The 22,735-nt window shown below is 43.3% G+C and carries 19 protein-coding genes; 7 read left to right on the forward strand and 12 right to left on the reverse strand.

Translation table 11 applies throughout. The features are described from left to right. Positions 1-55: 55 nt before the first annotated feature. The gene (locus tag AACV12_RS09395) at positions 56-2,053 is read right to left on the reverse strand and encodes a methyl-accepting chemotaxis protein (RefSeq protein ID WP_249371332.1); all 1,998 of its coding nucleotides are present in this window, start codon (positions 2,051-2,053) and stop codon (positions 56-58) included. A 247-nt stretch (positions 2,054-2,300) separates the two neighbouring features. Here AACV12_RS09395 and AACV12_RS09400 point away from each other — a divergent pair, with 247 nt between their 5' ends. Further along, positions 2,301-4,652, forward strand: a complete 2,352-nt coding sequence (locus tag AACV12_RS09400; RefSeq protein ID WP_170900227.1) for a fatty acid cis/trans isomerase — start codon at positions 2,301-2,303, stop codon at positions 4,650-4,652. 35 nt (positions 4,653-4,687) lie between these two features. Beyond that, the gene (locus AACV12_RS09405) at positions 4,688-4,876 is read left to right on the forward strand and encodes a hypothetical protein (protein ID WP_013867807.1); all 189 of its coding nucleotides are present in this window, start codon (positions 4,688-4,690) and stop codon (positions 4,874-4,876) included. A gap of 59 nt (positions 4,877-4,935) precedes the next feature. Here the strand turns inward: AACV12_RS09405 and AACV12_RS09410 are convergent, their stop codons facing one another. Further along, positions 4,936-5,433, reverse strand: a complete 498-nt coding sequence (locus AACV12_RS09410; RefSeq protein WP_170900228.1) for an RNA-binding S4 domain-containing protein — start codon at positions 5,431-5,433, stop codon at positions 4,936-4,938. A 74-nt stretch (positions 5,434-5,507) separates the two neighbouring features. Then, positions 5,508-6,176: a glutathione S-transferase family protein gene (locus AACV12_RS09415; RefSeq protein ID WP_013867809.1), complete on the reverse strand. Its 669-nt coding sequence runs from the start codon at positions 6,174-6,176 to the stop codon at positions 5,508-5,510. A 164-nt stretch (positions 6,177-6,340) separates the two neighbouring features. Here AACV12_RS09415 and AACV12_RS09420 point away from each other — a divergent pair, with 164 nt between their 5' ends. Together AACV12_RS09420 and AACV12_RS09425 are read left to right on the forward strand one after the other, a co-directional pair. Then, entirely contained in the window at positions 6,341-6,736 is a 396-nt protein-coding gene (locus AACV12_RS09420; RefSeq protein ID WP_017042825.1) for a PPC domain-containing DNA-binding protein, read from the forward strand. Positions 6,737-7,003: 267 nt separating this feature from the next. Continuing rightward, positions 7,004-8,608, forward strand: coding sequence for an ABC-F family ATPase (locus AACV12_RS09425; protein ID WP_013867813.1), 1,605 nt, complete (start codon positions 7,004-7,006; stop codon positions 8,606-8,608). Between the two features lie 156 nt (positions 8,609-8,764). On the opposite strand, the gene AACV12_RS09430 is transcribed toward AACV12_RS09425, so the two are convergent. The 4 genes from AACV12_RS09430 to AACV12_RS09445 all read right to left on the reverse strand — a co-directional run bounded on the left by AACV12_RS09430 (position 8,765) and on the right by AACV12_RS09445 (position 12,574). Further along, entirely contained in the window at positions 8,765-10,453 is a 1,689-nt protein-coding gene (locus AACV12_RS09430) for an SgrR family transcriptional regulator (RefSeq protein WP_017046920.1), read from the reverse strand. A gap of 79 nt (positions 10,454-10,532) precedes the next feature. Beyond that, positions 10,533-10,766 (reverse strand): DUF3389 domain-containing protein, encoded by a 234-nt coding sequence (locus AACV12_RS09435; RefSeq protein WP_010320752.1) that lies wholly within the window; start codon positions 10,764-10,766, stop codon positions 10,533-10,535. Between the two features lies 1 nt (position 10,767). Then, positions 10,768-11,220, reverse strand: a complete 453-nt coding sequence (locus AACV12_RS09440) for a hotdog fold thioesterase (protein ID WP_010320753.1) — start codon at positions 11,218-11,220, stop codon at positions 10,768-10,770. Between the two features lie 271 nt (positions 11,221-11,491). After that, positions 11,492-12,574, reverse strand: a complete 1,083-nt coding sequence (locus AACV12_RS09445; protein ID WP_170900229.1) for a site-2 protease family protein — start codon at positions 12,572-12,574, stop codon at positions 11,492-11,494. 203 nt (positions 12,575-12,777) lie between these two features. On the opposite strand from AACV12_RS09445, the gene AACV12_RS09450 reads away from it, so the two are divergent. After that, a complete protein-coding gene (locus tag AACV12_RS09450; protein ID WP_026027787.1) occupies positions 12,778-13,344 on the forward strand; it encodes a PhnA domain-containing protein in 567 nt (188 codons plus the stop codon). 150 nt (positions 13,345-13,494) lie between these two features. Here the strand turns inward: AACV12_RS09450 and AACV12_RS09455 are convergent, their stop codons facing one another. From AACV12_RS09455 to AACV12_RS09465, 3 genes are all read right to left on the reverse strand, one after another. Beyond that, positions 13,495-13,686: a hypothetical protein gene (locus AACV12_RS09455; protein WP_017042819.1), complete on the reverse strand. Its 192-nt coding sequence runs from the start codon at positions 13,684-13,686 to the stop codon at positions 13,495-13,497. A 323-nt stretch (positions 13,687-14,009) separates the two neighbouring features. After that, a complete protein-coding gene (locus AACV12_RS09460; protein ID WP_170900230.1) occupies positions 14,010-14,960 on the reverse strand; it encodes a TerC/Alx family metal homeostasis membrane protein in 951 nt (316 codons plus the stop codon). A gap of 498 nt (positions 14,961-15,458) precedes the next feature. Then, positions 15,459-17,198: a bifunctional metallophosphatase/5'-nucleotidase gene (locus AACV12_RS09465; RefSeq protein ID WP_170900231.1), complete on the reverse strand. Its 1,740-nt coding sequence runs from the start codon at positions 17,196-17,198 to the stop codon at positions 15,459-15,461. Positions 17,199-17,457: 259 nt separating this feature from the next. Here AACV12_RS09465 and AACV12_RS09470 point away from each other — a divergent pair, with 259 nt between their 5' ends. Continuing rightward, entirely contained in the window at positions 17,458-19,089 is a 1,632-nt protein-coding gene (locus AACV12_RS09470; RefSeq protein ID WP_026028965.1) for an ATP-dependent endonuclease, read from the forward strand. A gap of 163 nt (positions 19,090-19,252) precedes the next feature. Here AACV12_RS09470 and AACV12_RS09475 read toward each other — a convergent pair whose 3' ends face one another. Both AACV12_RS09475 and AACV12_RS09480 read right to left on the reverse strand, forming a co-directional pair. Continuing rightward, the gene (locus tag AACV12_RS09475; RefSeq protein WP_170900232.1) at positions 19,253-19,759 is read right to left on the reverse strand and encodes a DUF1097 domain-containing protein; all 507 of its coding nucleotides are present in this window, start codon (positions 19,757-19,759) and stop codon (positions 19,253-19,255) included. Positions 19,760-20,087: 328 nt separating this feature from the next. Next, positions 20,088-20,993, reverse strand: coding sequence for a LysR substrate-binding domain-containing protein (locus tag AACV12_RS09480; protein ID WP_013867825.1), 906 nt, complete (start codon positions 20,991-20,993; stop codon positions 20,088-20,090). A gap of 239 nt (positions 20,994-21,232) precedes the next feature. Here AACV12_RS09480 and focA point away from each other — a divergent pair, with 239 nt between their 5' ends. Continuing rightward, a complete protein-coding gene (gene focA / locus AACV12_RS09485; RefSeq protein WP_094123444.1) occupies positions 21,233-22,684 on the forward strand; it encodes a formate transporter FocA in 1,452 nt (483 codons plus the stop codon). Positions 22,685-22,735 lie beyond the last annotated feature (51 nt).

A 22,735-nucleotide genomic window follows, 5' to 3' on the forward strand; every position in this document is an offset into this window, starting at 1 on the left:
TGAGATTTGTGTGCTTTTGGTTGTTTTTAAATCAATTGCATATCTACTCTTGCGTTTAAATTTTGAACTTTTCCATTTCTTGATTGAGTACAGTGACATTATCTTTTACTTGCGCTGACGTTTGGTTTGAGATTTGGCTAATACTTGCCACACTTTCCACCGAATTGACAACCTCTTGCATGAATTGAGTCATTTGGTGTGTTGATTGTTGTTGCAGATCGGCCGCCGAGGATAACTGGTGCATTTCCTTATCTAACGCCGTTATTTTTCCTTGTACGTCCATCATTTTGTTGAAGGCGTGGATGGTCTGCGCCGCACCTTCATTGGCAAGGTTCTGACTCATGTTAATTTCATTGACCACAGCCGCAGTCGCTGACTGTATGGCGTTTATAATAGTGTTAATTTCTGTGGTTGATTGAGTGGTTCGAGTCGCCAGCAGCCTAACTTCATCCGCTACCACAGCAAAGCCTCGTCCATATTCTCCGGCTCTTGCGGCCTCAATCGCCGCATTTAAGGCCAGAAGGTTAGTTTGTTCCGCTAATCCCTCTATTACTTCGGTCACACGCCCAATCGATTCGCTTTCTCGACTAAGATCGAGCACCAATTGCGTTGCCTTTTGTATGGTTTGATCAAGCTTATCAATACTCTTTCTATTTTGTTCTAGCGCCGAGGCTCCCTCTTTGAGCTCATTTTGTGATAACAAAAGAGATTGCGTAGATTGTTCAGCTTTTTCTGCGGTCGCCATAGAATACTGCGCCACATCGCTCAAACGTACTGTAACCTGCTCAATACTTGCTCGCTGCTGCTGTACTTGCTGCCGAGTGTTTGAGTTATAGTTCAGAAGCTCATCCATGTTTTGACTGACCTGTTGCGCTTTGGTACTGACTCCCTGAACGATCGTTCGCAGTGAGTTGTTCATATTGTTTATCGCGGCGGTAAGCTGAGATAGCTCGTCGCTACCTTCACACAAAAGTGCTGGTTGAGAGACATCTCCTGCCGCAATGATTTCGGCTCTCTTTCCGATTCGACTCACTCTGCGGCCGATATTCTTACCTAAGTAATTGGAAAGCAAAACAGCAACTGAAACAGTCACGGCAATCATGATAAATAACACGTTAATCACATTACTAATGCTACGACTCATCCTTTCGCCACTTTGCTCTGCTTTTGATTGTTGAGTGGCGATAACATCTTCAAGACGGTTAGTCATTTTATCTACGGCAGGCATAAGTTGTGTGGCCATTTTTTGATTGACGCCGTTCCATTGCTCAGATTGGCGTATCGCAATCACCTGCTGTGCGAGTGGGAAATAAAGCTGCTGCATCTCATTAAATAATGACCAAAGACTCTGTTCATCATCCGATAGCAAAGAGGACTTTTCCACAATTTCAGCAACAGATTGGTTATGAGAGTTAATCAGGTCTTGATATTTTTCGAGATGTTCAGGCTTCGCATACAGTAAGAAATCTCGCAACGATGCCAGTGCATTAGCTAACGAATTATAGCTGTCAGCATACAATTTAAAGAGACGTTTCCGCTCCCCTCCTTCTTTGTTAGTCGACTCGTCGTTAATCAGCCCTTGTAACTGGTCAAGGGCAACTTCTGCTATGGGGGCGGCCTCGTTAATGAATAATGTGTGGGCAGGTAAATTATCCTCACTTTGGCTCAGTAATACGATGCCTTGGATATGCGCTTTGATTGCAGCCCATTCGCTTATGATCGCGGTGTATTGCTCACTGAGAATCAGCGTTTCTAATATCGGTACCGTTGTGTCCATCTGTCCAATAATAGTTTCAAGTTTTGTCAGTTGCGTTGTACCCACTGCACTTTGAGAACCCACCAATAAATAGGCGCGTAACGTTGAAATAACCTCTTGCATCGACTGCTGAATATTTCGGCTAGTATTCACGGTTGGCAGATCCGTTTGCAGCAATGAATTGGTGTGAGTTTCGACTTGCGTAATACTGCGATAGGTAAAAAAGGTCGAAATGATAAGAAGCACCACCAGCAATAAAAAACTTAATTGCAACTTCCCTGATATCGAGAGTTTCATCCTTTGACTCCTCAAAATTTTCTTCGTTTAACTATAGCGGGTTCAATGGGTTTATTAAATGCGTATAGCCAATGCGAGTCTACCGTATACTCGTCTTATAACCCTAAATTGAGCATTGTGCGTTCAGTTGTGGCGTTTATTCCACTCGGGTGATTTATCATCCCTAATGCGCTATTTTCATCGTTTTGTGGTGCATTTTGTTAATCTTTGCTTTAATTGGGACAAATATTCCTAAATTTCTCATGTTATGTCTTTTCATCGACTTATTATTCTTAGCATCGTGTTTTTTTCAGGATGTGCAATGTATGCGGGCTTGAACTATGACCAACTGTTTGGTGAAGCAAGCGTTCAGTCAAGACAATCGCCAGTAGATTCAAAAGAAGCCTCTTTCTTTTTAAATGATGTTAAACCCATCATCGATCAACGCTGCGTGGTCTGTCACGCCTGTTATGATGCGCCCTGCCAGCTAAAAATGTCTTCAGTTGAAGGGATTGATCGTGGAGCCAGTAAAGCGTTGGTTTATCATGGTACGCGCCTGACGGCGTCGGCTTCTACCCGTTTGTTTGAAGATGCACAATACACAGAGCAGTGGCGAGATTTTGGTTTTCATCCTGTGCTGAACGAGAGATCTCAAACGCCTACCGCGAATCTAGAAGCAGGATTAGTCGCGAAATTATTAATGCAAAAAGAGGAACATCCGTTACCAGAACAAGATCAGCTAAAAGGTTTTGATTTTTCGATAGATCGCGAACAAGTTTGTCCAACAATTGAAGAGTACGGACAGTACAAACAAGATCACCCAACGTGGGGAATGCCTTATGGCATGCCAAATCTTAGCCCTCTTGAATACAATACGCTACTCACGTGGCTAAGAGATGGCGCAATCATGAATGGCCATATTCCGCTCACTTCTGATCAGGAGAAATCGGTTGCGCAATACGAAAACTTTTTAAATAAAGGTACAGCAAAGAATCAGTTAATGGCTCGTTATATCTACGAGCATCTTTTTCTTTCTCACCTTTATTTTTCTGAACTTGCTGGTCAGCCTAGATTTTTCACTTTGATACGTTCGACAACGCCCCCGGGCGAGCCTGTTAACCGAATTGCGACAAGGCGTCCTTACGATAATCCTGGTGTAGAACGCGTCTACTACCGTTTGATCCCTGAGCAAGGCAGTATCGTAGATAAAACTCATTTACCCTATGCGTTGAATAAAAAACGTCTAGATGATTGGCAGGCATGGTTCATTCGGCCTAATTATCAAGTCTCGGTTTTGCCTAGCTATGATATTGAAGTTGCCGCCAATCCGATGACGGCATTTGATGCCCTTCCGGTTAAAGCACGCTTTCGATTTATGTTAGACAATGCTCAAAACACCATCATGGCTTTTATCAAAGGACCAGTGTGTCGTGGCCAGCTAGCCCTGAATGTTATTAACGACCATTTTTGGGTGTTCTTTTTAGACCCAGAGAAAGCTGATTTACCCGAAGTGAATCAATTTTATCGATCGCAAGCCGCGAATCTAAAACTGCCAAGCGAGTTGGAAAGTAACACGTTGCCTATTACTCATTGGGTCCGTTATGCGCATCAACAAGCACGTTATTTGAAAGCAAAGTCTGAATTTACTAATCAGTGGTTCAAAAATGGCGAGAACTTAACCACGGATGTACTGTGGATGGGTGATGGCTATAACCCGAATGCGGCACTGACTATTTTTAGGCATTTCGATAGTGCATCGGTAGTGCAAGGTTTGGTGGGAGAAAAACCCAAAACAGCATGGGTTTTAGACTATGCGCTACTAGAAAGAATCCATTATTTACTGGTGGCGGGTTTTGATGTTTACGGCAATTTCGGCCACCAGCTCATTACTCGCATGTTTATGGATTTTCTGCGTCTTGAAGGTGAAAGTAATTTTGTCTCTCTGCTGCCTAGAGAGATAAGGCACCAAGAGCAGTCAAGTTGGTATCAAAATCAAAGCACTCAACTCAGTGACTTTTTGCAACGTAACGTTGCCCCTTTTGATCAACCGACCAGTATTGTTTACCATACGCAAGATCCAAAATCTGAGTTGTTTGATCTTTTGAAGTCTGAGCTTCAACCTGTGTTATCAAATCGTTATTCGATAATTGACACTGGTTTTTCAAAGCGTAGTGAACAGATGTTAAATAGCATTAATAAGATCAAAGGTGAAGGGTTGTTGGCTGTGCCACAAATTATGATGTTGATGATCACGGCTGAAAACGGAGAGGATCAACTGTTTACTTTGTTACACAATAACGCCCATCTCAATATTTCAAGTCTATTTGATGAACAAAGCAACCGTGACCCAGCGAATGATGATTTGACTCTAGTGAGAGGTGTCATTGGCAGTTACCCTTCTGCTTATTTGTCACTGCATGAACACGAGATCGCAGAATTGGTGATGCTATTGAGTAAAATGCAAAATGAGCAGGACTACGTTAAGTTGCTCGATAGGTTCGCCATTCGCCGCAGTTCTTCGAAGTTTTGGCCGTTCAGCGATAAAGTTCATGCATGGTATCGAAAAAATCAACCTGTCGAATCTGGTTTACTTGACTACAATAGATTTGAAAACAGATAAACGTCACCTTTAATGGGTGAGATGAGAGGTGCCAAATGACCATACGCGACAGCATTGAAGCACTAGAACAACAAATTTATGTAGCCTGTTCTGAAGGTGACTATGAGACAGTCAATCAGTTAGAACATCAGTTGGAAGTGTTACTGTATAAGGCACAACACCCTTTTGATGATGATCCTAATGGGTTAAATAGCGGTTCGACGACAAATGACGAATGGCGCTGAATAAAAGACGGGAGCCATATCGCTCCCGTCTATTTATCAGATCATTAAAAAACAGAAAATTAGAAAAAATCTATTGAGTTACGGCCACTTTCAGCATCTTTGCTGTTAGGTGCATCGGAGTTCTCTTTCTTTGTGGTCGTCGGCTTATTTCTAGCCGGTTTGGTTTTTGACGCCTTTTGCTTCGGCTTAGGCACATTTGTTGCTGCCACTACCGACGTCACATCAGTTTCAGGTACTTCAGTCACGGGTTGATCACACAATACAACGTAGTACTCCTGGTTAAATTCAAGAAAATCCCCATTGTACATTTTACGTCGTTTTCGAGTTTCAAGTTCTCCATTGACTGCCACGTAACCATCGCTAATCAGGAATTTTGCTTGCCCGCCACCATCCACCAGGTTAGCAATCTTTAACACCTTATAAAGCTCAATAGGTTGCGACGAAACTTCAATACCAATCGCCTCTATTTCAATTTCTTCGTTTTCTAATGTGTCTTTATCGTTAATCATTACGTTTTTCTTATCACGAATTTTCACGCAGTGTAATGCTAAATGCACAAATTAGGAACCACAGTTAAATACTTCAACTGAACTTATAAGCCCACCGTTTTGTCATACACACATCACTCAGGTTACCTTGTCACCATTTTCTGAATGCGTTCCGCTCGCTGTTCATCGCTTTCTTGACTTGGTGGTGGCACGGTAAGCCCCTTAATCACTGCAGGGCGTTGCGCGATTTCCGCCAACCAACGTTGTAGGTGCTCGAGCCCGTCAATATTAATGCCACTCCATTCGTAAATTCTCACCCATGGCCATGTTGCGATATCGGCGATGGTGTATTCATCACCCGCAAGATAACGGTGATGCTCTAATTGGCTATCCATGACTTCAAATAGACGTCGCCCTTCTTTTTGGTAACGATCAATGGCAGGTTGTATTTTTTCTGGAAAGTAACGAAAGAAGACGTTCGCTTGTCCCATCATCGGCCCTACGCCTCCCATTTGAAACATTAACCATTGGATCACTTGAGAGCGGGCTTTCGGATCTACGGGCAGAAATTTTCCCGTTTTTTCTGCCAAGTAAAGCAAAATTGCCCCAGATTCAAATACTGGAAAATCATCGTTATCTTTATCTACAATTGCGGGAATGCGTCCATTCGGATTGATGGCCGTAAACTCAGGCTCTTTTTGCTGATTGGTTGAAAGATCAAAAGCGTTGACCTTGTATGGCAACCCCATTTCTTCTAATGCAATGGAGATTTTCTGACCATTCGGCGTTGCGGCGGTATACAGTTCAATCATTCTTAGGCTCCTCGGTGAAATGACGGGCGTTACTCAACGGATTTAAGCAAATAGCAAAATTGCCACTTTGTGTCTCAACAAGGATATAAGCAGTAATCTCTTTAGACGTAAACTCTCATGCACGATAAACTAAACATAACCCATAATTTTATAACGAATTATCTATGATAAAAGTGACAGTGTCTCGCTTAATAAAAGGCCACGACTTAAAGCAATCCATTGCCGCGTTGATAAAGCAAGAGAACATACAAGCGGGTAACATCGCTTCTTGTGTCGGGTGCCTATCTGAAGTGCGCATCCGCCTCGCTGATGGCTCTTCAGAGCTACACCTTGTTGATGCATTTGAAATTGTCTCTTTGATAGGCACGCTAACCGCATCTCATCAACACTTGCACATTGCGGTTGCAGATAAAACAGGCAAAGTGATCGGTGGTCATCTTTTAGATGGTTGTCTTGTCAATACTACCGCAGAGCTGATTTTACATTCCTACCCTGACTTAGTGTTTGAGCGAGAATTTGATAATCAAACGGGCTACAGTGAGTTGGTGGCACCTTGTTAAAATCCCTTTAATGATAAAAGTGAATGCACATATACTAGTCTGCATTCTGTAAAATGTGGTGAAGCGTGTTTTTTATTCACCCATTTCTCCCCAATAACGATAGGCAATTCGACGTTGAGCAATTTCCGTCTGTGAGCTATCTCTCACATCTGTTCTTTTTGTAATAACTCTGTATAATTCGCCGCCTATTTAACCATTGTTTATGTTCTGCTGATTTGGCGTCTGCACATCACTGATTCGCTAAACTGAATACCTAGGAAAACTCTCTTGATCTCTACCGCAAATATCACCATGCAATTTGGCGCTGAGCCTTTATTTGAAAACATTTCTGCAAAATTCGGTAACGGCAATCGCTACGGTTTGATTGGCGCTAACGGCTGTGGTAAATCGACGTTCATGAAGATCTTGAGTGGCGCGTTAACTCCCAGCTCAGGCAACGTCTCCATTACACCAGGGCTAAAATTGGGTGTGCTGAGCCAAGATCAGTTTGCTTTCGAACAGTATACGGTAATTGATGCCGTGATTATGGGTGACCGTAAACTATGGGAGATCAAGCAAGAGCGTGACCGCATTTATTCATTAGCCGAGATGAGCGAAGCCGACGGCATGAAAGTCGCCGAGCTTGAGAGCGAATACGCTGAAATGGATGGTTACACCGCCGAAAGTCGCGCGGGAGATATTTTGTTGAAAGCGGGTATTGAGGAATCGTTTCATTTTGGTTTGATGCAGCAAGTGGCTCCTGGTTGGAAACTGCGCGTTTTGTTGGCGCAAGCCTTGTTTGCCAACCCAGATATTTTGCTGCTCGATGAGCCAACCAACAACTTAGACATCCACACCATTGGTTGGTTGGCTGAAGAACTTAATCAGCGTAAATGCACCATGATCATTATTTCCCATGACCGTCACTTTTTGAACTCAGTGTGTACCCATATGGCTGATATTGATTACGGTGAACTGCGTATTTATCCGGGTAATTATGAGTATTTTCTTGAAGCGTCAAGCTTGATTCGAGAGCAGTTACTCTCTGGCAACGCGAAAAAAGCGGCCGAGATCAACGAACTGCAAGACTTCGTTAACCGCTTTGGTGCCAATGCTTCAAAAGCAAAACAGGCTAGCTCACGCGCAAAAAAAATGGACAAGATCAAGCTTGATGAAGTGAAATCCTCAAGCCGCATCAGTCCTTCGATTGATTTTGGTGAAGGTAAGAAACTGCATCGTCTTGCACTTGAACTACAAAATCTAGGCCACGCTTTTGACGATGAACAGCTCTTCAACGGTGGCAATCTGCTGCTTGAGGCGGGCTCGCGTTTGGCGGTAATTGGTGAAAACGGCGTCGGTAAAACGACCTTTCTACGCTGCTTAGTCAAAGAGCTGCAGGCCAACCAAGGTGTGGTGAAGTGGTCTGAGAATGCCTCAATTGGCTATTGCCCTCAAGACAGTACTGTCGATTTTGATAACGATCTGACTATCTTTGATTGGATCTCGCAGTGGCGCACCGTAAAACATGATGATTTGATGGTGCGAGCCATTCTTGGCCGACTACTCTTTACAGCTGATGATGTGAATAAGAAAGCAAGAAACTGCTCGGGTGGTGAGAAGAACCGTCTGCTATTTGGCAAACTAATGATGCAAGATATCAACGTGCTGATCATGGACGAGCCAACCAACCACATGGATATGGAAGCGATTGAGGCGCTCAATAACGCGCTAAAGTCCTACACGGGGACACTGATTTTTGTTAGCCACGATCGCGAGTTTGTCTCTTCGCTGGCCACTTCGATCATTGATGTGAAAAACAAACAGTTGGTCTACTTCCAAGGTACGTACGATGAATACTTGGCTCATCAACAGAAGTTGTTAGCTGCGGCGTAATCAAACCAACGTCATAGCTCCTGATACTTGTTGCCGCCAGAAATGACGGCAACAACGGATAATTTAGATTCTGCTGTTTAGTCTTAGCTTATTTTATCGGCCACTGACAAGCCGCCTACTTGTAACTCCAAGTTGTTTGGCTATCACTGTGATTTGTTATAACTCTGGTTTAACCCAAACATTGCTAAAATCAAACCAGCCTAACGCGTTGCATTTCGCGTTTTGTAATGCACCACATTGATCTTTGCTTATCCCTAACCAACAGTGGAACATCGGGATAACTTGCTGTTTTTCTATCAAAGACTTGCCAATCTCTTTGGCCGGAAATATGGCATTTGGATCGGCGCGCCATTCATCCACTAACTGGCACCAATACGAAAAATCTTCAGCGCGGCTTAAATGCTCGATATCACTGTAATCAAGTAACCATCCTGCTAACGCATCTTCTCTATGGTTGGCAATTCCCATCGGTTTGACCCAAACATCGACAGCATCGGTGTCTTCAACCGTCAAATCATATTTAACAAGCTCCACCGAAATCCCATCTTCTTTTAACAGCTGTTGTATTGTTTTCACTAAGCTTGGAAACATGGGGTGCTGAGCATGATATGCAATGGTGATCGAACGCTCACCCGGCGGTGTGGCGGCAACATCTCCCGATGACTGATGATACCAGCCCGGTTTCAGGCCATAAGCAGGTAACACCCCCAACTCGACCACTTTGTCTTCTGGTAATTGACGAAATAGGTTGAGAGTACTGAGCTTATTGGTGAGGTAGCGAGCCCAATTTACATCCGCGGCGACGCCATTTTTTCGATTGAGTAACAAGTAAGTACAGCCAGGATCAAGATCCACGTCTTCTGTAAATGAACCTCGCTTTGTTTTTATCGGATGCGATAAGCTAGGAAAAACCATCGAAGAATGTACTTCGTCAATCACCCACACTTCGACCCGGTCTAACAAAGGCCTAAATCCAAAATATCCATCAAACGCTTGCAAAACTAAGCGTTTTTCATCATTTAAAATGACTTTGTAAGGGCCAGTACCAATCGGCATTAAATCAAAATTATCACTACGATTGGACTCTGGTAGTAAAATCTTGGCACATGACTCAGATAAAAGAAGCGGTAAGCGACTATCCGCTTTTTGTAAAAAGATATCGATAACCCAGTTGGAGGGCGAGCTGATCCTATCAAGATGGGAGAATAAGTTCAGAAATCGCAATTCCCACAAACTTTGGATAACACCGTCGGTGGTAAGCAAATCACCATTGTGGAAACGAACCCCTGGGCGAAGATAAAAACGCCAATGTGTTGCTGTCACCGATTCCCATGTATGAGCGAGATCTGGCTGCAGCTGTTCATATTCATCTAGCCGCGTTAGCCCACTAAAAATTTGCATTACGATATGTTGCTCAGATCGACGCATGGATTTTAGCGGGTTTAGCATTGAAAGCGGGCGATAATAAGGCAACCGTATGACTTGCAGACCTTCTTGATGCTGAACACCAAGATAGCTTTGGATCACTTGCGTCAGTTTCGCCGCATCTTGATCCAGTACCGAAAATGCATGGCCAATTTTACCTTCATCTAAGTATCGACGCGCAAGGTTTTCACTGACATCACTGCGACTACGTTTAAAAATGAGATCGGATAATTTTCCACGCCCCGCCGCAGGACGCCATTCTATCCAGCCTTCATCCTCCATTTTATTTAGAACAATACGCGCATTACGGCGTGTGCAGAAAAGGATCTCGGTGATCTCTTCTAGCTGGACACCAACATCTTGGCCGTTAAAGTGCTCAAATAAGGATTCAAATTGAACGCGAAGTCGTGGACTACTCATAAAGAGGAAATCTCAGTTTATAAAAAACAGAGATAGTTTCCTCATTTTATATTGGTTATGCAATAGTCTTAATCACTGTTTAAAGAATATTACAGCCGAGTTGTTGAGAAAGTTGCTGAATTTGCTCTTCGTTGTCCAACTTAATCGACCATTTACTTTCTGAGCAATTTACAGAGATGACATTCGCCCCTCTCCCAATGAGCTGAACAGCATCGGCTTGGGCTTGTAGCGTGATGGCGAGATCACCCAATACTCGTACCACTAATTCATGGGGTGTTACGATGATTTTTCCACCTGAAAATTCAATCACCATTTTATAAATCAACCTTGATAGCTTGAGAACGGTTACGAATTTTTTGTACTGCGACCGTCAAACGGCTGGTGCACACCAAACGTTCGCGCTCATCAGTGATATTGATTTGCCATACTTGCGTTGAAATACCAAGATGGATAGGTGTCGCTGTTCCTATAACCATCCCCTCTCGCATGGCGCGAACATGATTAGCATTAATGTCTAACCCTACACAATAGTGTTCTTGATCCACACTGAAATTCGCGGCAACTGAACCTAGGGTTTCCGCAAGTACCACCGAGGCGCCACCATGCAGCATACCAAGCGGCTGATGGGTAAAGTGACAAACAGGCATGGTCGCAGACAAAGAGTGATCAGTATAATCGGTATAAATAATATTGAGATGCTCTATCAAGGTGTTTTTGGAGGTGGCGTTTAACGTTATTAAATCGATAGGCTTCTTCCAAATATCCATGCTTTTTTGTCTCATTCATCGTAAAAGAGATTCATTCTATACTTAAACAGTAACAACTTGCAGCGAGTAATCAGTCAGTTCCAGCGATTGAGATCCTGCCAACTACACATTTTCGAGACAGATCCGATCGCTCATAAATATTAACTGCAGTGTTGTCATTAGCAGTTTATCGGTGCTAAGAAGCCTCTTCATACAAAGATGTCATTTAAGCGCTTAAAGATGAGCACAAAAAATGCTCTGATACATGGCTTACAAGTGTCAACGTACCGAATCAAGTACCTAAAATGCGTAATGGCAGTTGTAGCAGCTCATCCCCTGTCGTTGCAAAACCCCAAATAATAGCGATAAGTGCAGCCACTAAACTGACATACCAAAGTGAAGCTACAATTTGTCCATATCGATTCAGAGGTAGCAAATGACTTTGATGACGCTGCTTCCATTCCATCACAATTTCAATGCTGCCCATAATCAATAAAAAGCCGAACAAGGTTAATCCAAGCCAATAGCTCAAAATGACACCAGCGATCGCCGCAAGAGCACACAACGCAATCCCCAAAGTGCTGTTCATAGAAAAGCTGATGCTTTTTAACACGTGACCACCATCAAGCGGCAATATAGGCAATAGATTGAAGAGATTAAGAAAGGCATTAAAAACAGCAAGGCCAGCAAAAAATATCTCTCCTGTTATCCAATAAACGACAACCAGCACAACCGAGAGCAGCAAACCAAAAAATGGCCCCATCATTGAGATCACTACATCTTGCCAACGTGTATTGATTTTTTCATCACTTAATGCCAAGCCACCAAGAAATGGAATGAGATAAATGCCTTTAGTCTTCATACCAAAATACTTCATCGCTTTGATATGGCCAAATTCATGGAACACCAAACAGGCAATAAGCGCCATAGCAAACTGGAAGGAAAATAACCACGAATAGGCTGCGATACTTGCTGACGCCAGAACAACTTTAATCAGCTTGGCACTTTTCAGTGCTTTCATACCAAGCGATACTAGGCCGATAAGGCTAAAACGTCGCTCCGGCTTTGGCGGGCTATAAGGTGTTTGTTTTTCAATGTCTTTTTCTGAACGCTCGCCCTGCGTGACAATGTCACCATTCACCAATGCCTGATAACTCAGTTTAAAAGGTTGCCAACTCAGATTAACATTCAGCTCACACTGGATCGGCGTTTCACCACTTAACAACTGAAATCGATGGGTCGTTGTCGCCTCGATATTCCCTGTCGCATCGCATTGCGCGACCAGTTGATTATCCCAATAGAGTTGCTGCCAGCCTGACATTGAACCTTCGAGACGAAGTGATTTTCCTAAAAATGGAGCGGAAAGGAGTTCCACAGTGATACCTACATACAAACATAAAAACGGCGTTCATTATGCCTTTGGGCAATAACAGCGTAAAGCACGATGCCCATTTTCTTACTATTGAAGATGACTTAGTTCAATTCCCTCACGAATACCAAGCTTTTTGCCATCTCCCCTTTTAATTCCAGTCGTAACGTGGATAATACGCGCTTACATATTTTTACAAGGTGGGTACTATGTCTACTGAAGCAACTTTACTTGAACGCAGCCAATCAAAATGTGAGCTTTGTTCATCAGAATCTCCATTAGCTCCATTTGTGGTAGCGCCACACACTATGGTTACTGTTGACCATGCCGTTATGTTGTGTGATGTCTGCAAAGGCCAAATTGAGAACCCAGAAACAGTAGATGTGAACCATTGGCGTTGTTTGAACGACAGCATGTGGAGCCAAGAGCAACCCGTTCAAGTACTGGCGTGGCGTCAACTTAAGCGCCTTGCGGCCACTGAGGGTTGGGCTCAAGACCTACTTGATATGATGTATCTTGAAGAAGAAGCTGCAAAATGGGCTGAAATTGGTATGGATGATGATGCAGAAAAGCCTCGTGATGTGAATGGCGTAGAACTGAAAAAAGGCGACGACGTAACCATCATTAAAGATCTCCCTATCAAAGGCTCAAGCCAAGTCATTAAACAGGGTACTGTGGTTCGCGGTATCAGTTTAAGCGACGATCCTAAGTTGATCTCTGGTAAAGCTAATGGCCAATCGATGTATATCATTGCTGAATACTGTCGCAAAAAATAATAGCCATTGACGAATAAAACAAAGGCGCAACTTAGTTTGCGCCTTTGTTTTTCGGAAACCGTTGTTTTCATGAGCAGTGAAACTAGTAAATTTTAAATACAAAAAAGCCGACTATTTAATCCGTCGGCTTTTACATCTCTACACATTGAATTAACGGTATAAACCGATATCTTTCTGCATGTGACCAGACAAATTATTCGCGTAGTAGCTGCGAGGTTCGCTGTGGTCGACAAACAGAATATCAACTAAATGTGCAATCAATCCTTTGAAGTTAACCGCGTAGGTTTTTTTATCCATAGAGGTAGGTGCTGTAATCGTACCCATATTCATTGCTTGTGCCATGATAGCCTCTCTGTTAATTCGGTAACTTACTTTGTTGAAATGGATTCTAGGTGATATTTTTTTGGTTAAAAAATGACAAATTTTCCACATTCAAATTAGTTATTCTAATGAAACAACCCCATAACAATGCATACTTTTATTATCCACGGTAATCGACTACTTATTCACATTAAGTTTGATTTGGTGAATTTAAATCGCAATGAAAAACAAAAACACCAGTTATTTACAAAATTTTCACATTAATGTTTTTATCGTCGGTTAGATAAAGGATAAATAAAAGAGAGAGGTAAGTATTGCCAAACACTTACCTCCGTTTACTTATATTATGACTTATGAGTAGCAGGTAATGGACTTCTCTGCTTATAGACAGAAGCCAACACCGCAATAATCATAGTGACTAACAGTACACCCAGTGATACTGGTGTCGGAATTTCCCACGCAGAACCGACTAGCATCATCTTAATACCAATGAAGATCATGATGAAGGAAAGCGCTGGTTTTAGGTAAATAAACTTATCCATCATCCCTTGCAACACAAAGTACAAAGACCGCAAACCAAGTAACGCAAACACGTTCGCTGCTAACACTAAAAAGGGTTCGCGGGTCACGGCAAAAATAGCCGGTATTGAATCTAATGCGAACATGACATCCATAAAAGCAATCACGCCAATCACAATCATCATTGGAGTCACAAACCATTGCTTATTGCGGCTCACAACCAAAGCATTCCCTTCGTAATGATCCGTCACATTGAACCAGCGTCGAATCAGTTTCTCCGGCATTGGGTTTAGCTGTTCATCGCCTTTCTCACGCGCAAGTTGAATACCGGTCCACATAAGAAATAATGCAAACACATAAAGTAACCAATGATATTGTTCAAGCAGCTGCGCACCAATCACAATCATCACCGCTCGTAAACACAAAGCGCCGATCACTCCCCACAATAGAGCCCGCGGGCGTAAATGCTCAGGGACTGCGTATTGATGAAAAATAATCGCAAAGACGAATAAGTTATCAACACTTAACGATTTTTCTAACAAGTAACCAGTAATAAACGAGATCGTCGCCTTTTCGGCACTGTATGAACTGGTTGGTGCGTAACTATCCCAAAAGAAATAGATACTCGCGGCGAATGCAAACGCCAGCATAAACCAAATCACGCTCCAAACGGCCGCTTTAGTGATCGTGACTTTACCGCCACGGGTTTGCCAAATATCGATAACAACAAGAAATAGAGTCAGAATTGCAAAGCTGAGATAGGTTGTTGGGGTCATATATCCTCCAAAGGCGGAAGGATAAGATGGGATTAACCGATCGAAACCTTCCGCAAACAAAAACCGCTGTTCATAATGAACAGAGCTGAATGCGTTGGTCTCGTCGAAATAAGCATTCCGTTTTTAGCAGAAGGCTATTTATACTTACCGGATAAGCATGCGCTTAACGAGCTGACGATAAGTAAACAAAGGCGACTACTCCCCAATCAGCGCGGATTTTATGCCTATTGGATGCAAAGGTCCATAGCCGTGATCAAAAAAAGGAGCCATTTATGCTCCTTTTTAGCTTAGATTTTTATACGCCTGCCAGTGGTAATAAATACACCAATACAGACCATGCACTGACCCAAGCAACGACGACAGCAGCATCTAACCAATCTCTAATCCACATTATACTTTCCCCTTTCACATCTTCATGCACCTTCATCGGGTTGAAGATGCGTTAAGACTGAAAGTTAAAAAGCAAAGTCTATGCCAGTAAATTTATGTCAAACCGAGTTACTGATAATGATGTTGGGGTTGAGTTCCTGTGTGGTTAAGTATTTCAGGTTTTTCCGTCAGCAGTTCAATAAACGCATCGGCCATTGATACATTCGAAACAAAACCTTCTCCCTTCATTTTCAGTATCGCATCATATCCCTCTTTGCCTTTCATGGTATAGGCCGAAGAGGTTCCACAATAATAACGATTAAGATCAATTGGTTGCCAACCTTTTTGCTCATTAAATAACAACACATTTGTGATGCGTTGTCCTACAGGCCGATCGGCGGCATAAGTAAACGAGAGATTGTGGGTGTAAGGATAACTGCCAGAACCTGTGCCGTCGACCCCATTGCCCAGCGCATTATTAATCGCCCCTTCAAGCATCTCAATTAAGGTTTCTCCCTGCACTCGGTAGACACCAATAGGAACGGCAAAAGGCAATAAATTTCCGGCAATGTCTGCCACCGAAACTTGTCCGGCGTTGAGCGAGTTTCTGACTCCACCAGCGTTATGTATTGCAAACTGCACGGGGTGCCCTCTTTGCCGCATGGCATAGACGAATGATTGAGCCACCAAAGGAGCCAACTCACTCGGCCCAGTTTCATCAGGAATTCTGACGTGTCTTAAGAAACGATCAGCATGTGCGATAATATTTTGTTGCAGCTGACGTACTCGCGGCATGTATTTATCGATCAATATTCCTTGGACCTGCGGATCTTTCTTACACACCACCACATTAGGGTGCTGGCTTAAAAATTCGCACGCCGCTAAATGGGTGTTATCGGTGCCCGCTTCGCTCATGCTGGCATCAAGAAACAGTCGACGGCCCAGTAACAGTTCATTACGACCCTGAAATTTGTCCACTTTACCATCGGCTGAAAAGTCGATATAACAATGACCTAAGCTCAAAGAATGATAACCGGATTGGACGACATAAGTGTCATTAATTCTTAAACCATACTCATCATCTTTCATCAGCCCTAGTGCACTAAAATCACCTTGTAATCGGTGGCTATGCCCGCCGACGACAACACTAATGCCTTCCACTTGCTGTGCGAGCTCAATGTCCGCTTCATAACCTAAATGGCTAAGTAGAACAATTTTGTTGATCCCTTTAGCGCGTATTTCAGCAACCGTATTTTTTGCCGTTTGGATAGCGTTAATAAATGGAGTATCGAGATCTGGGTTGGCAATATCAGCCATTTTATCGAGTGACAAGCCGAAAATTGCAATCGTTTCATCACCAGCCTGTTTTTCTATCCAGCGAGCGTATTTACCTTGAGGTTGATAACTTATCACTTGCGGGCTACCGGCTATTGGAAAAGGCTTATTCGATCTTTCATTGGAAAGATCCCAATTGCCAGCTAGCAATGGAAATTGAATACGTTTAACAAAATGGGCAACGGGTTCATTACCCATATCCAGTTCGTGATTGCCTAATGCCATCGCATCAAGATTCAATGCGTTGAGCATGTCCGCATTAGCTTTACCTTTAAATAGTGAGAAATAGAGCGTGCCTTGGAAACAATCCCCAGCGTGTAAAAATACAAAGGCTCGCTTCATACGCGCCGCATCTTCTTTCAATTGCTGAACTCGTGTTGCAATTCGTGCAAAACCGCCAGCGCTTACATACGGTGTTAAAGTCTGCTGTTGGATGTGGAGAGTCAATTGCAGCGATGTCGGTTCAAAATATGAGTGAGTGTCATTAATGTGTGCCAGCATAATTGATGCTGGTCTATTCTTTTTATGCATCATTTATCTTTCTCTTCTTTTTCCACTCTATCCTAGCTGAAGAATCATGACAGAATCGTGACTTTTATGAAACGAGTTTGAAAATATAATTACGCTAAGTCAACCTCATCACGCTTTGTAGCCTTTGTCTCATTCGGCAGCCCCTACATAAACACTTGATATGTGAGCCAGCAGCCTACTTATCTGCATAATTTCCATTATGCTTAAAGAAAAACAGACTCAGCGAGAAGCTAACTTGTTGAGTTACAAAAGGAGTCTGCCTATGCATCTAGAGCGAATTGAAATTTCCGGATTCAGAGGAATCAAACGTTTATCGCTCGCTTTTGATGAACTCACCACATTGATCGGTGAAAATACTTGGGGTAAGTCCTCATTGTTGGACGCCTTATCAGTAGTGCTACCAGCCAACGGTGTACCTTATCAATTTGAAATGCAAGATTTCCACGTCGATTACTCTATCGCTCATCCTCAAACTCAGCATTTACAAATTGTCTTAAGCTTTGTTTCTACAGATAAAAATGAATCTCGATCCGGCCGTTATCGTAAGCTGAGGCCGATTTGGGTTGAAGATGAAACGGGTACGAAACGGATATTCTATCGCATCAGTGCCACTCGTGAGCGATATGATATTACCACTCGCTACCTGTTTTTAGACCTCGAAGGCAATCCACTACCGCTGCATCATTCCGAAAAATTAGCGCAAGAGCTGATGAGCTTACACCCAGTGATCCGTTTGAAAGATTCACGGCGTTTCGAGCGACCTTTCGTCAATGGTAACGGTAAAAATTCTCGCGCCGAAAAACGCATTGATAATACCTGTCGTCGTTTACTGGCCATTCCTGGACATGTCAACAAAGGCGAGATGAGAAGTAGCCTTAACTCAATGAATGTATTAGTTGATCACTATTTTTCATTCAAAAGTCAGACACGTAAAAACCCAAGACAGCAACGTGACAGCTTAGTCTATTCCAGCCCAACCGCCGATAAAAACATAAGCCAATTTGTTGAAGAAACTAAAAATAAGCAAACTCGTTTGCTGTTGATGGGCTTACTCAATGCTTATCTGCAAGCCAAAGGCCCAACAGACCTACGACGTTGCGCTAGGCCGCTGCTGATTATCGAAGATCCCGAAGGTCGATTGCACCCTACTCATCTGGCGCGCGCTTGGAGTTTACTTCAACTATTACCCATGCAGAAAATTCTCACAACGAACAGTGGTGATCTGCTTGGCTCTGTTCCCCTTCATTCGATTCGGCGTTTGGTGCGTACTTCTGACCGTACCATTGCAAATTCGATGATCTCTCGTGGATTGAGTAAGGACGAACTACGACGTATCGGTTTTCATATCCGTTTTCATCGCTCAGGGGTGCTTTTTGCTCGCTGCTGGTTGTTGGTTGAAGGAGAAACTGAGGTGTGGCTGTTTAGTGAGCTGGCTCGCCAGTGTGGCTATAATCTAGCCGCCGAAGGAGTACAAATTGTCGAATTTGCTCAGTCTGGTCTGAAGTCCTTAATTAAAGTGGCGAAAGCGTTTGGCATTGACTGGCATGTCGTGACTGATGGCGATCCCGCTGGCAAAAAATATTCGTCAACGGTACGCGGTATGTTAACAGGTGATCAAGAACGGCACCGCCTGACCGAACTTCCCGATCGAGATATCGAACATTTTCTGTACTCTCATGGCTTTGAACACTTCTTCAAAGATTTGATTAAAATACCTTACGATCATCCAATCCCTGCGAAAAAAGTGGTCACACGTGTGCTGAAAAAACACGCGAAACCTGATTTGGCGCTTGCCATCGTTTCCCATTGTGAACAACAAGGTGTGGACTTTATTCCTGTACTGCTGCGCTGGACACTAAAACGCGTGATTACGATGGCCAATGGCCACACGTAAAAAAAGGCACACATGATTGTGTGCCTCGTATCATTTCCATTTCGCTATATGTGACTAATCTTATATTGAATGGGTATATCAACAATTTTGATGAATCGATACGGATCAATTGGGGGTAACCTTTACCAATGCAGATTTCACCAGCATTAGTCTTAAACATAAATTAACAAGTTGAGGATTTAGAATGCGTTTCAACAGTTGCGCTGTCGCTCAGCGCTGGCTGGTTAGATCGTTGATGCAACCACATACCACTTGTTTTCATCGCAAAGCCAAAAATGCCACCTAATAGAAGTGATGGAACAACCAGTTGCCAATCACCACCAGCAGCAAAAGTGGCACAAGCGCCAATAAAGGTTCCAGGGATATAACCAAGCCACGCTTTCGACGCTTGAATGCACATTAAAAATGCCACTACCGCAGTGACAACGTAGCCCAAAATATCCAAGCTCACCAAACTGGATGAATGAATAATGACCATTGCCCAAAAAACGCCACTGATATTAGTTATAAAACTTTCTGCAAGACCTTTAATACCTTCGGTTGGAGAGGCAAAATAACTCGTACATCCTAAAAAGCCAGCCCATGATAGTAAGCCTAACGAAACGGCTATCCAGCCCCAAACACCAGAAAGAATGCCTGTCGTTAGTGAAATTGCAAATAGTGTGCTCATAGCGCCCTCATTTAGCCGCTATCTGCCTGTCATTTAACAAGCCGTTGCTATAGCGACATCAATAAATCAAGTGCCGATATTAAAAGCTTCAACCACAGATGACTAGTGACCTAAGTCATGAAATAAATGCAATGACTGCACTTATTTCATTGAAATGTTGACGCAAACGATAAATCAACACATTTGAAGTGCTTTTTAATCGAGCATGAGCGTTAGATTAGGTAATGAGGGTGTGTGACATGATGATAAATGCGAACACTCAACAGCTTCACTTATCACACCCCATATTGAGAAGTAACAAAGTAAATCATAACCAAGATTAACAAGCTTAAAGTACGCTTGGTCGTCCTTTCATCATGCGCAGTCCTTCACGCTTAATGCACTCAACCAACGGGTTTTCAGCCATATCTGCTCGCCAAATAAACGACAACGTTCTTTCCATATTCAGATCAGGCACATTGAGCGCTACCAGTTGGCCATTCTCAATAAAGCGTTCTACATCGAGGTAAGGTAAACAAGTTAAGTACGGACCATTCGCAACCATACTGCGTAGCACAGGAACATGTTCGTACTCTCGCCACACATCTAAATCGGAAATAAGATGGTGAATCGAGCTATCAAAAATATTTCGAGTGCCAGAACCGTGTTCTCTTAACACCCATTTGGCTTGTTCAAGCTGTGCAAGACTCACCGTTTTACATTTGGCAAAAGGATGATGAGCCGAAGCTATCACTGTTAGGTGATCTCGACACCACACTTCTTGGGAAATACGGTTATCATCGCATCGACCTTCAATGATACCAAGGTCATATTTGTAGTCGAGGATGCCATCGATCACCCCTTTGGTGCTTTTCACACCAAGCTCAATACGCATCTCTGGGAAATCGTTATCAAGAATGCTGATAAGGTCTGGAACGAGGTGCTCGGCAGGGGTCTGGCTGGCCCCCATACTGATTTCACCGCTAAGCAAGTGCTGATCATAAAAGCCCATTTCGATCTGCTGAGCATCTTGTAATAAACGCTTCGCTTTCGGCCTAAGCCACATTCCCCAATGAGTTAATGCCATCTGCTTTCCTTGTCTTTCGAACAAAGGGCGACCTAACATTTTTTCCAATTGTGCTAGCGACATACTGGTCGCGGATTGAGTTAACGCTAATTTATCCGCAGCTTGACTGACGCTGCCACTATCGGCAACAGCATCGAAAACTGCTAATTGTTTGAGTGAATACCGCACTGCTTTTCCTATTTAGCTTTCATCTACTGCGCGCCACACCTTTAATTTCAAGGGAGTTAATATGCGCAAACGGTTTCATTCTACTCTTTCATTTATTCATATCAATTCATTTGATGAGTAATCTAAAAATTATCAATTTTACTACTTCATGACCCGTTCGTTAGTCTGTATGGGAAGCAAGGCATGACGCTTTGTTTGAACTTGGGAGGTAATTATGAAATTGAGCTTTGGGAGCGTGTATGTCTGCAGCCTACTCTGAAAATAAACAGCTGTTCTCACCGATTGAGATGATGGCAGAAGCCGAGAAATTTGCATTAAGCAAAGCCAAGAAAAGTAGCGGTATGACACTGAGCCTTGCCATTATGGCTGGTGCTTTTATCGGCTTAGCATTTTTGTTCTACATCACTGTCACCACAGGCAGTGCTAACGCAGGTTGGGGGCTCAGTCGGTTAGCGGGTGGTTTAGCCTTTAGCATGGGGCTGATTTTAATCGTGATTTGTGGCGGTGAACTGTTTACCAGTTCCGTATTGTCGAGCATTTCTTGGGCCAATAAACAAATCAGCTTTAGCAAAATGTTATCCATTTGGGGCAAGGTTTATATCGGTAACTTCATTGGTGCCATGTTCTTACTGCTTTTAGTTACTGGGGCTGGTCTCTATCAGTTGGATGATGGTCAATGGGGGTTGAATGCGCTGAACATCGCGCAGCACAAACTGCACCATACACCTGTTCAAGCATTTTCTCTTGGGGTGCTATGTAACTTACTGGTTTGTCTTGCTATTTGGTTAACGTTTAGCTCAGCCAATGCAATGACCAAAGCCGCAATGACAATTTTGCCTGTGGCGATGTTCGTCTCTAGCGGCTTCGAGCACTGCGTAGCCAACATGTTTATGGTCCCTTTAGGCATTGTGATTCAAAACTTTGCACCAGAGAGCTTCTGGCAGCAGATCGGTATCAGTGCCACTCATTACGCAGATTTGAACATTCATCAATTTGTGGTGGCAAACCTTATCCCAGTGACTTTGGGCAATATTGTCGGCGGTGCTGTGTTGGTTGGTCTCGCCAACTGGTCTATTTTCCGCCGTCCACAACTTAAAGCCGCAAACATTAGCACTATTACGGAAACAGCAACAATTACGTCAGTGAAGGAAACGAAAATGAATAAAACAATTACAGTTAAAGACATTATGAACACCCAACCTGTAACTCTAGGCGTGGAAATGCCAACCGCAGTAGCGATTGATATGTTGCTGGATAACCAGCTCGATAGTGCTCCTGTGGTTGATGTGGCTGGTCGTTTGGTCGGATTTTTCTCAGCTCACGATGTCATGGTGGATTTATGGTGCCAAGACTACCTCCCTACCGAAGGGCAAAAAGTGGTGGATCTTATGAGCCGCGATGTTATCGCCATCGATGCATCTGACCGTCTGATTGATATCGCCGAGTTTTTATGCATCGATAAAGAACAGTTATACCCTACTAGCAGCATGGGTATTGCTACCCGTTTTAGCTCACTCTCTTTAGAAGAGCGCGCAAAAAGCATGAAAGTGAACAAACCACAAAATCTCCCCGTCCTTGAAGATGGCAAGTTTGTCGGTATGCTAACTCGTAACCATGTACTGGCAGCACTACGTCCAATTTATGGCGAGCGTCTAAGCGTGGTCAAAGAGCGTACGTTAGAAACGGCTTAACACGTTGTTTTGTTCAAAACGGTTTTTGGTCAGGAAATAAGTCGCTTGACT

The organism is Vibrio sp. 2-2(8) (assembly GCF_963888495.1).
Classification (GTDB): Bacteria; Pseudomonadota; Gammaproteobacteria; order Enterobacterales; family Vibrionaceae; genus Vibrio; species Vibrio anguillarum.

Excerpts from the sequence above, each read along its gene's own strand:
- AACV12_RS09395 (WP_249371332.1), bottom strand. The coding sequence starts at position 2,053 with ATGAAACTCTCGATATCAGGGAAGTTGCAATTAAGTTTTTTATTGCTG.
- AACV12_RS09400 (WP_170900227.1), top strand. The coding sequence starts at position 2,301 with ATGTCTTTTCATCGACTTATTATTCTTAGCATCGTGTTTTTTTCAGGA.
- AACV12_RS09405 (WP_013867807.1), top strand. The coding sequence starts at position 4,688 with ATGACCATACGCGACAGCATTGAAGCACTAGAACAACAAATTTATGTA.
- AACV12_RS09415 (WP_013867809.1), bottom strand. The coding sequence starts at position 6,176 with ATGATTGAACTGTATACCGCCGCAACGCCGAATGGTCAGAAAATCTCC.
- AACV12_RS09420 (WP_017042825.1), top strand. The coding sequence starts at position 6,341 with ATGATAAAAGTGACAGTGTCTCGCTTAATAAAAGGCCACGACTTAAAG.
- AACV12_RS09430 (WP_017046920.1), bottom strand. The coding sequence starts at position 10,453 with ATGAGTAGTCCACGACTTCGCGTTCAATTTGAATCCTTATTTGAGCAC.
- AACV12_RS09435 (WP_010320752.1), bottom strand. The coding sequence starts at position 10,766 with ATGGTGATTGAATTTTCAGGTGGAAAAATCATCGTAACACCCCATGAA.
- AACV12_RS09440 (WP_010320753.1), bottom strand. The coding sequence starts at position 11,220 with ATGGATATTTGGAAGAAGCCTATCGATTTAATAACGTTAAACGCCACC.
- AACV12_RS09450 (WP_026027787.1), top strand. The coding sequence starts at position 12,778 with ATGTCTACTGAAGCAACTTTACTTGAACGCAGCCAATCAAAATGTGAG.
- AACV12_RS09455 (WP_017042819.1), bottom strand. The coding sequence starts at position 13,686 with ATGGCACAAGCAATGAATATGGGTACGATTACAGCACCTACCTCTATG.
- AACV12_RS09460 (WP_170900230.1), bottom strand. The coding sequence starts at position 14,960 with ATGACCCCAACAACCTATCTCAGCTTTGCAATTCTGACTCTATTTCTT.
- AACV12_RS09465 (WP_170900231.1), bottom strand. The coding sequence starts at position 17,198 with ATGATGCATAAAAAGAATAGACCAGCATCAATTATGCTGGCACACATT.
- AACV12_RS09470 (WP_026028965.1), top strand. The coding sequence starts at position 17,458 with ATGCATCTAGAGCGAATTGAAATTTCCGGATTCAGAGGAATCAAACGT.
- AACV12_RS09475 (WP_170900232.1), bottom strand. The coding sequence starts at position 19,759 with ATGAGCACACTATTTGCAATTTCACTAACGACAGGCATTCTTTCTGGT.
- focA (WP_094123444.1), top strand. The coding sequence starts at position 21,233 with ATGTCTGCAGCCTACTCTGAAAATAAACAGCTGTTCTCACCGATTGAG.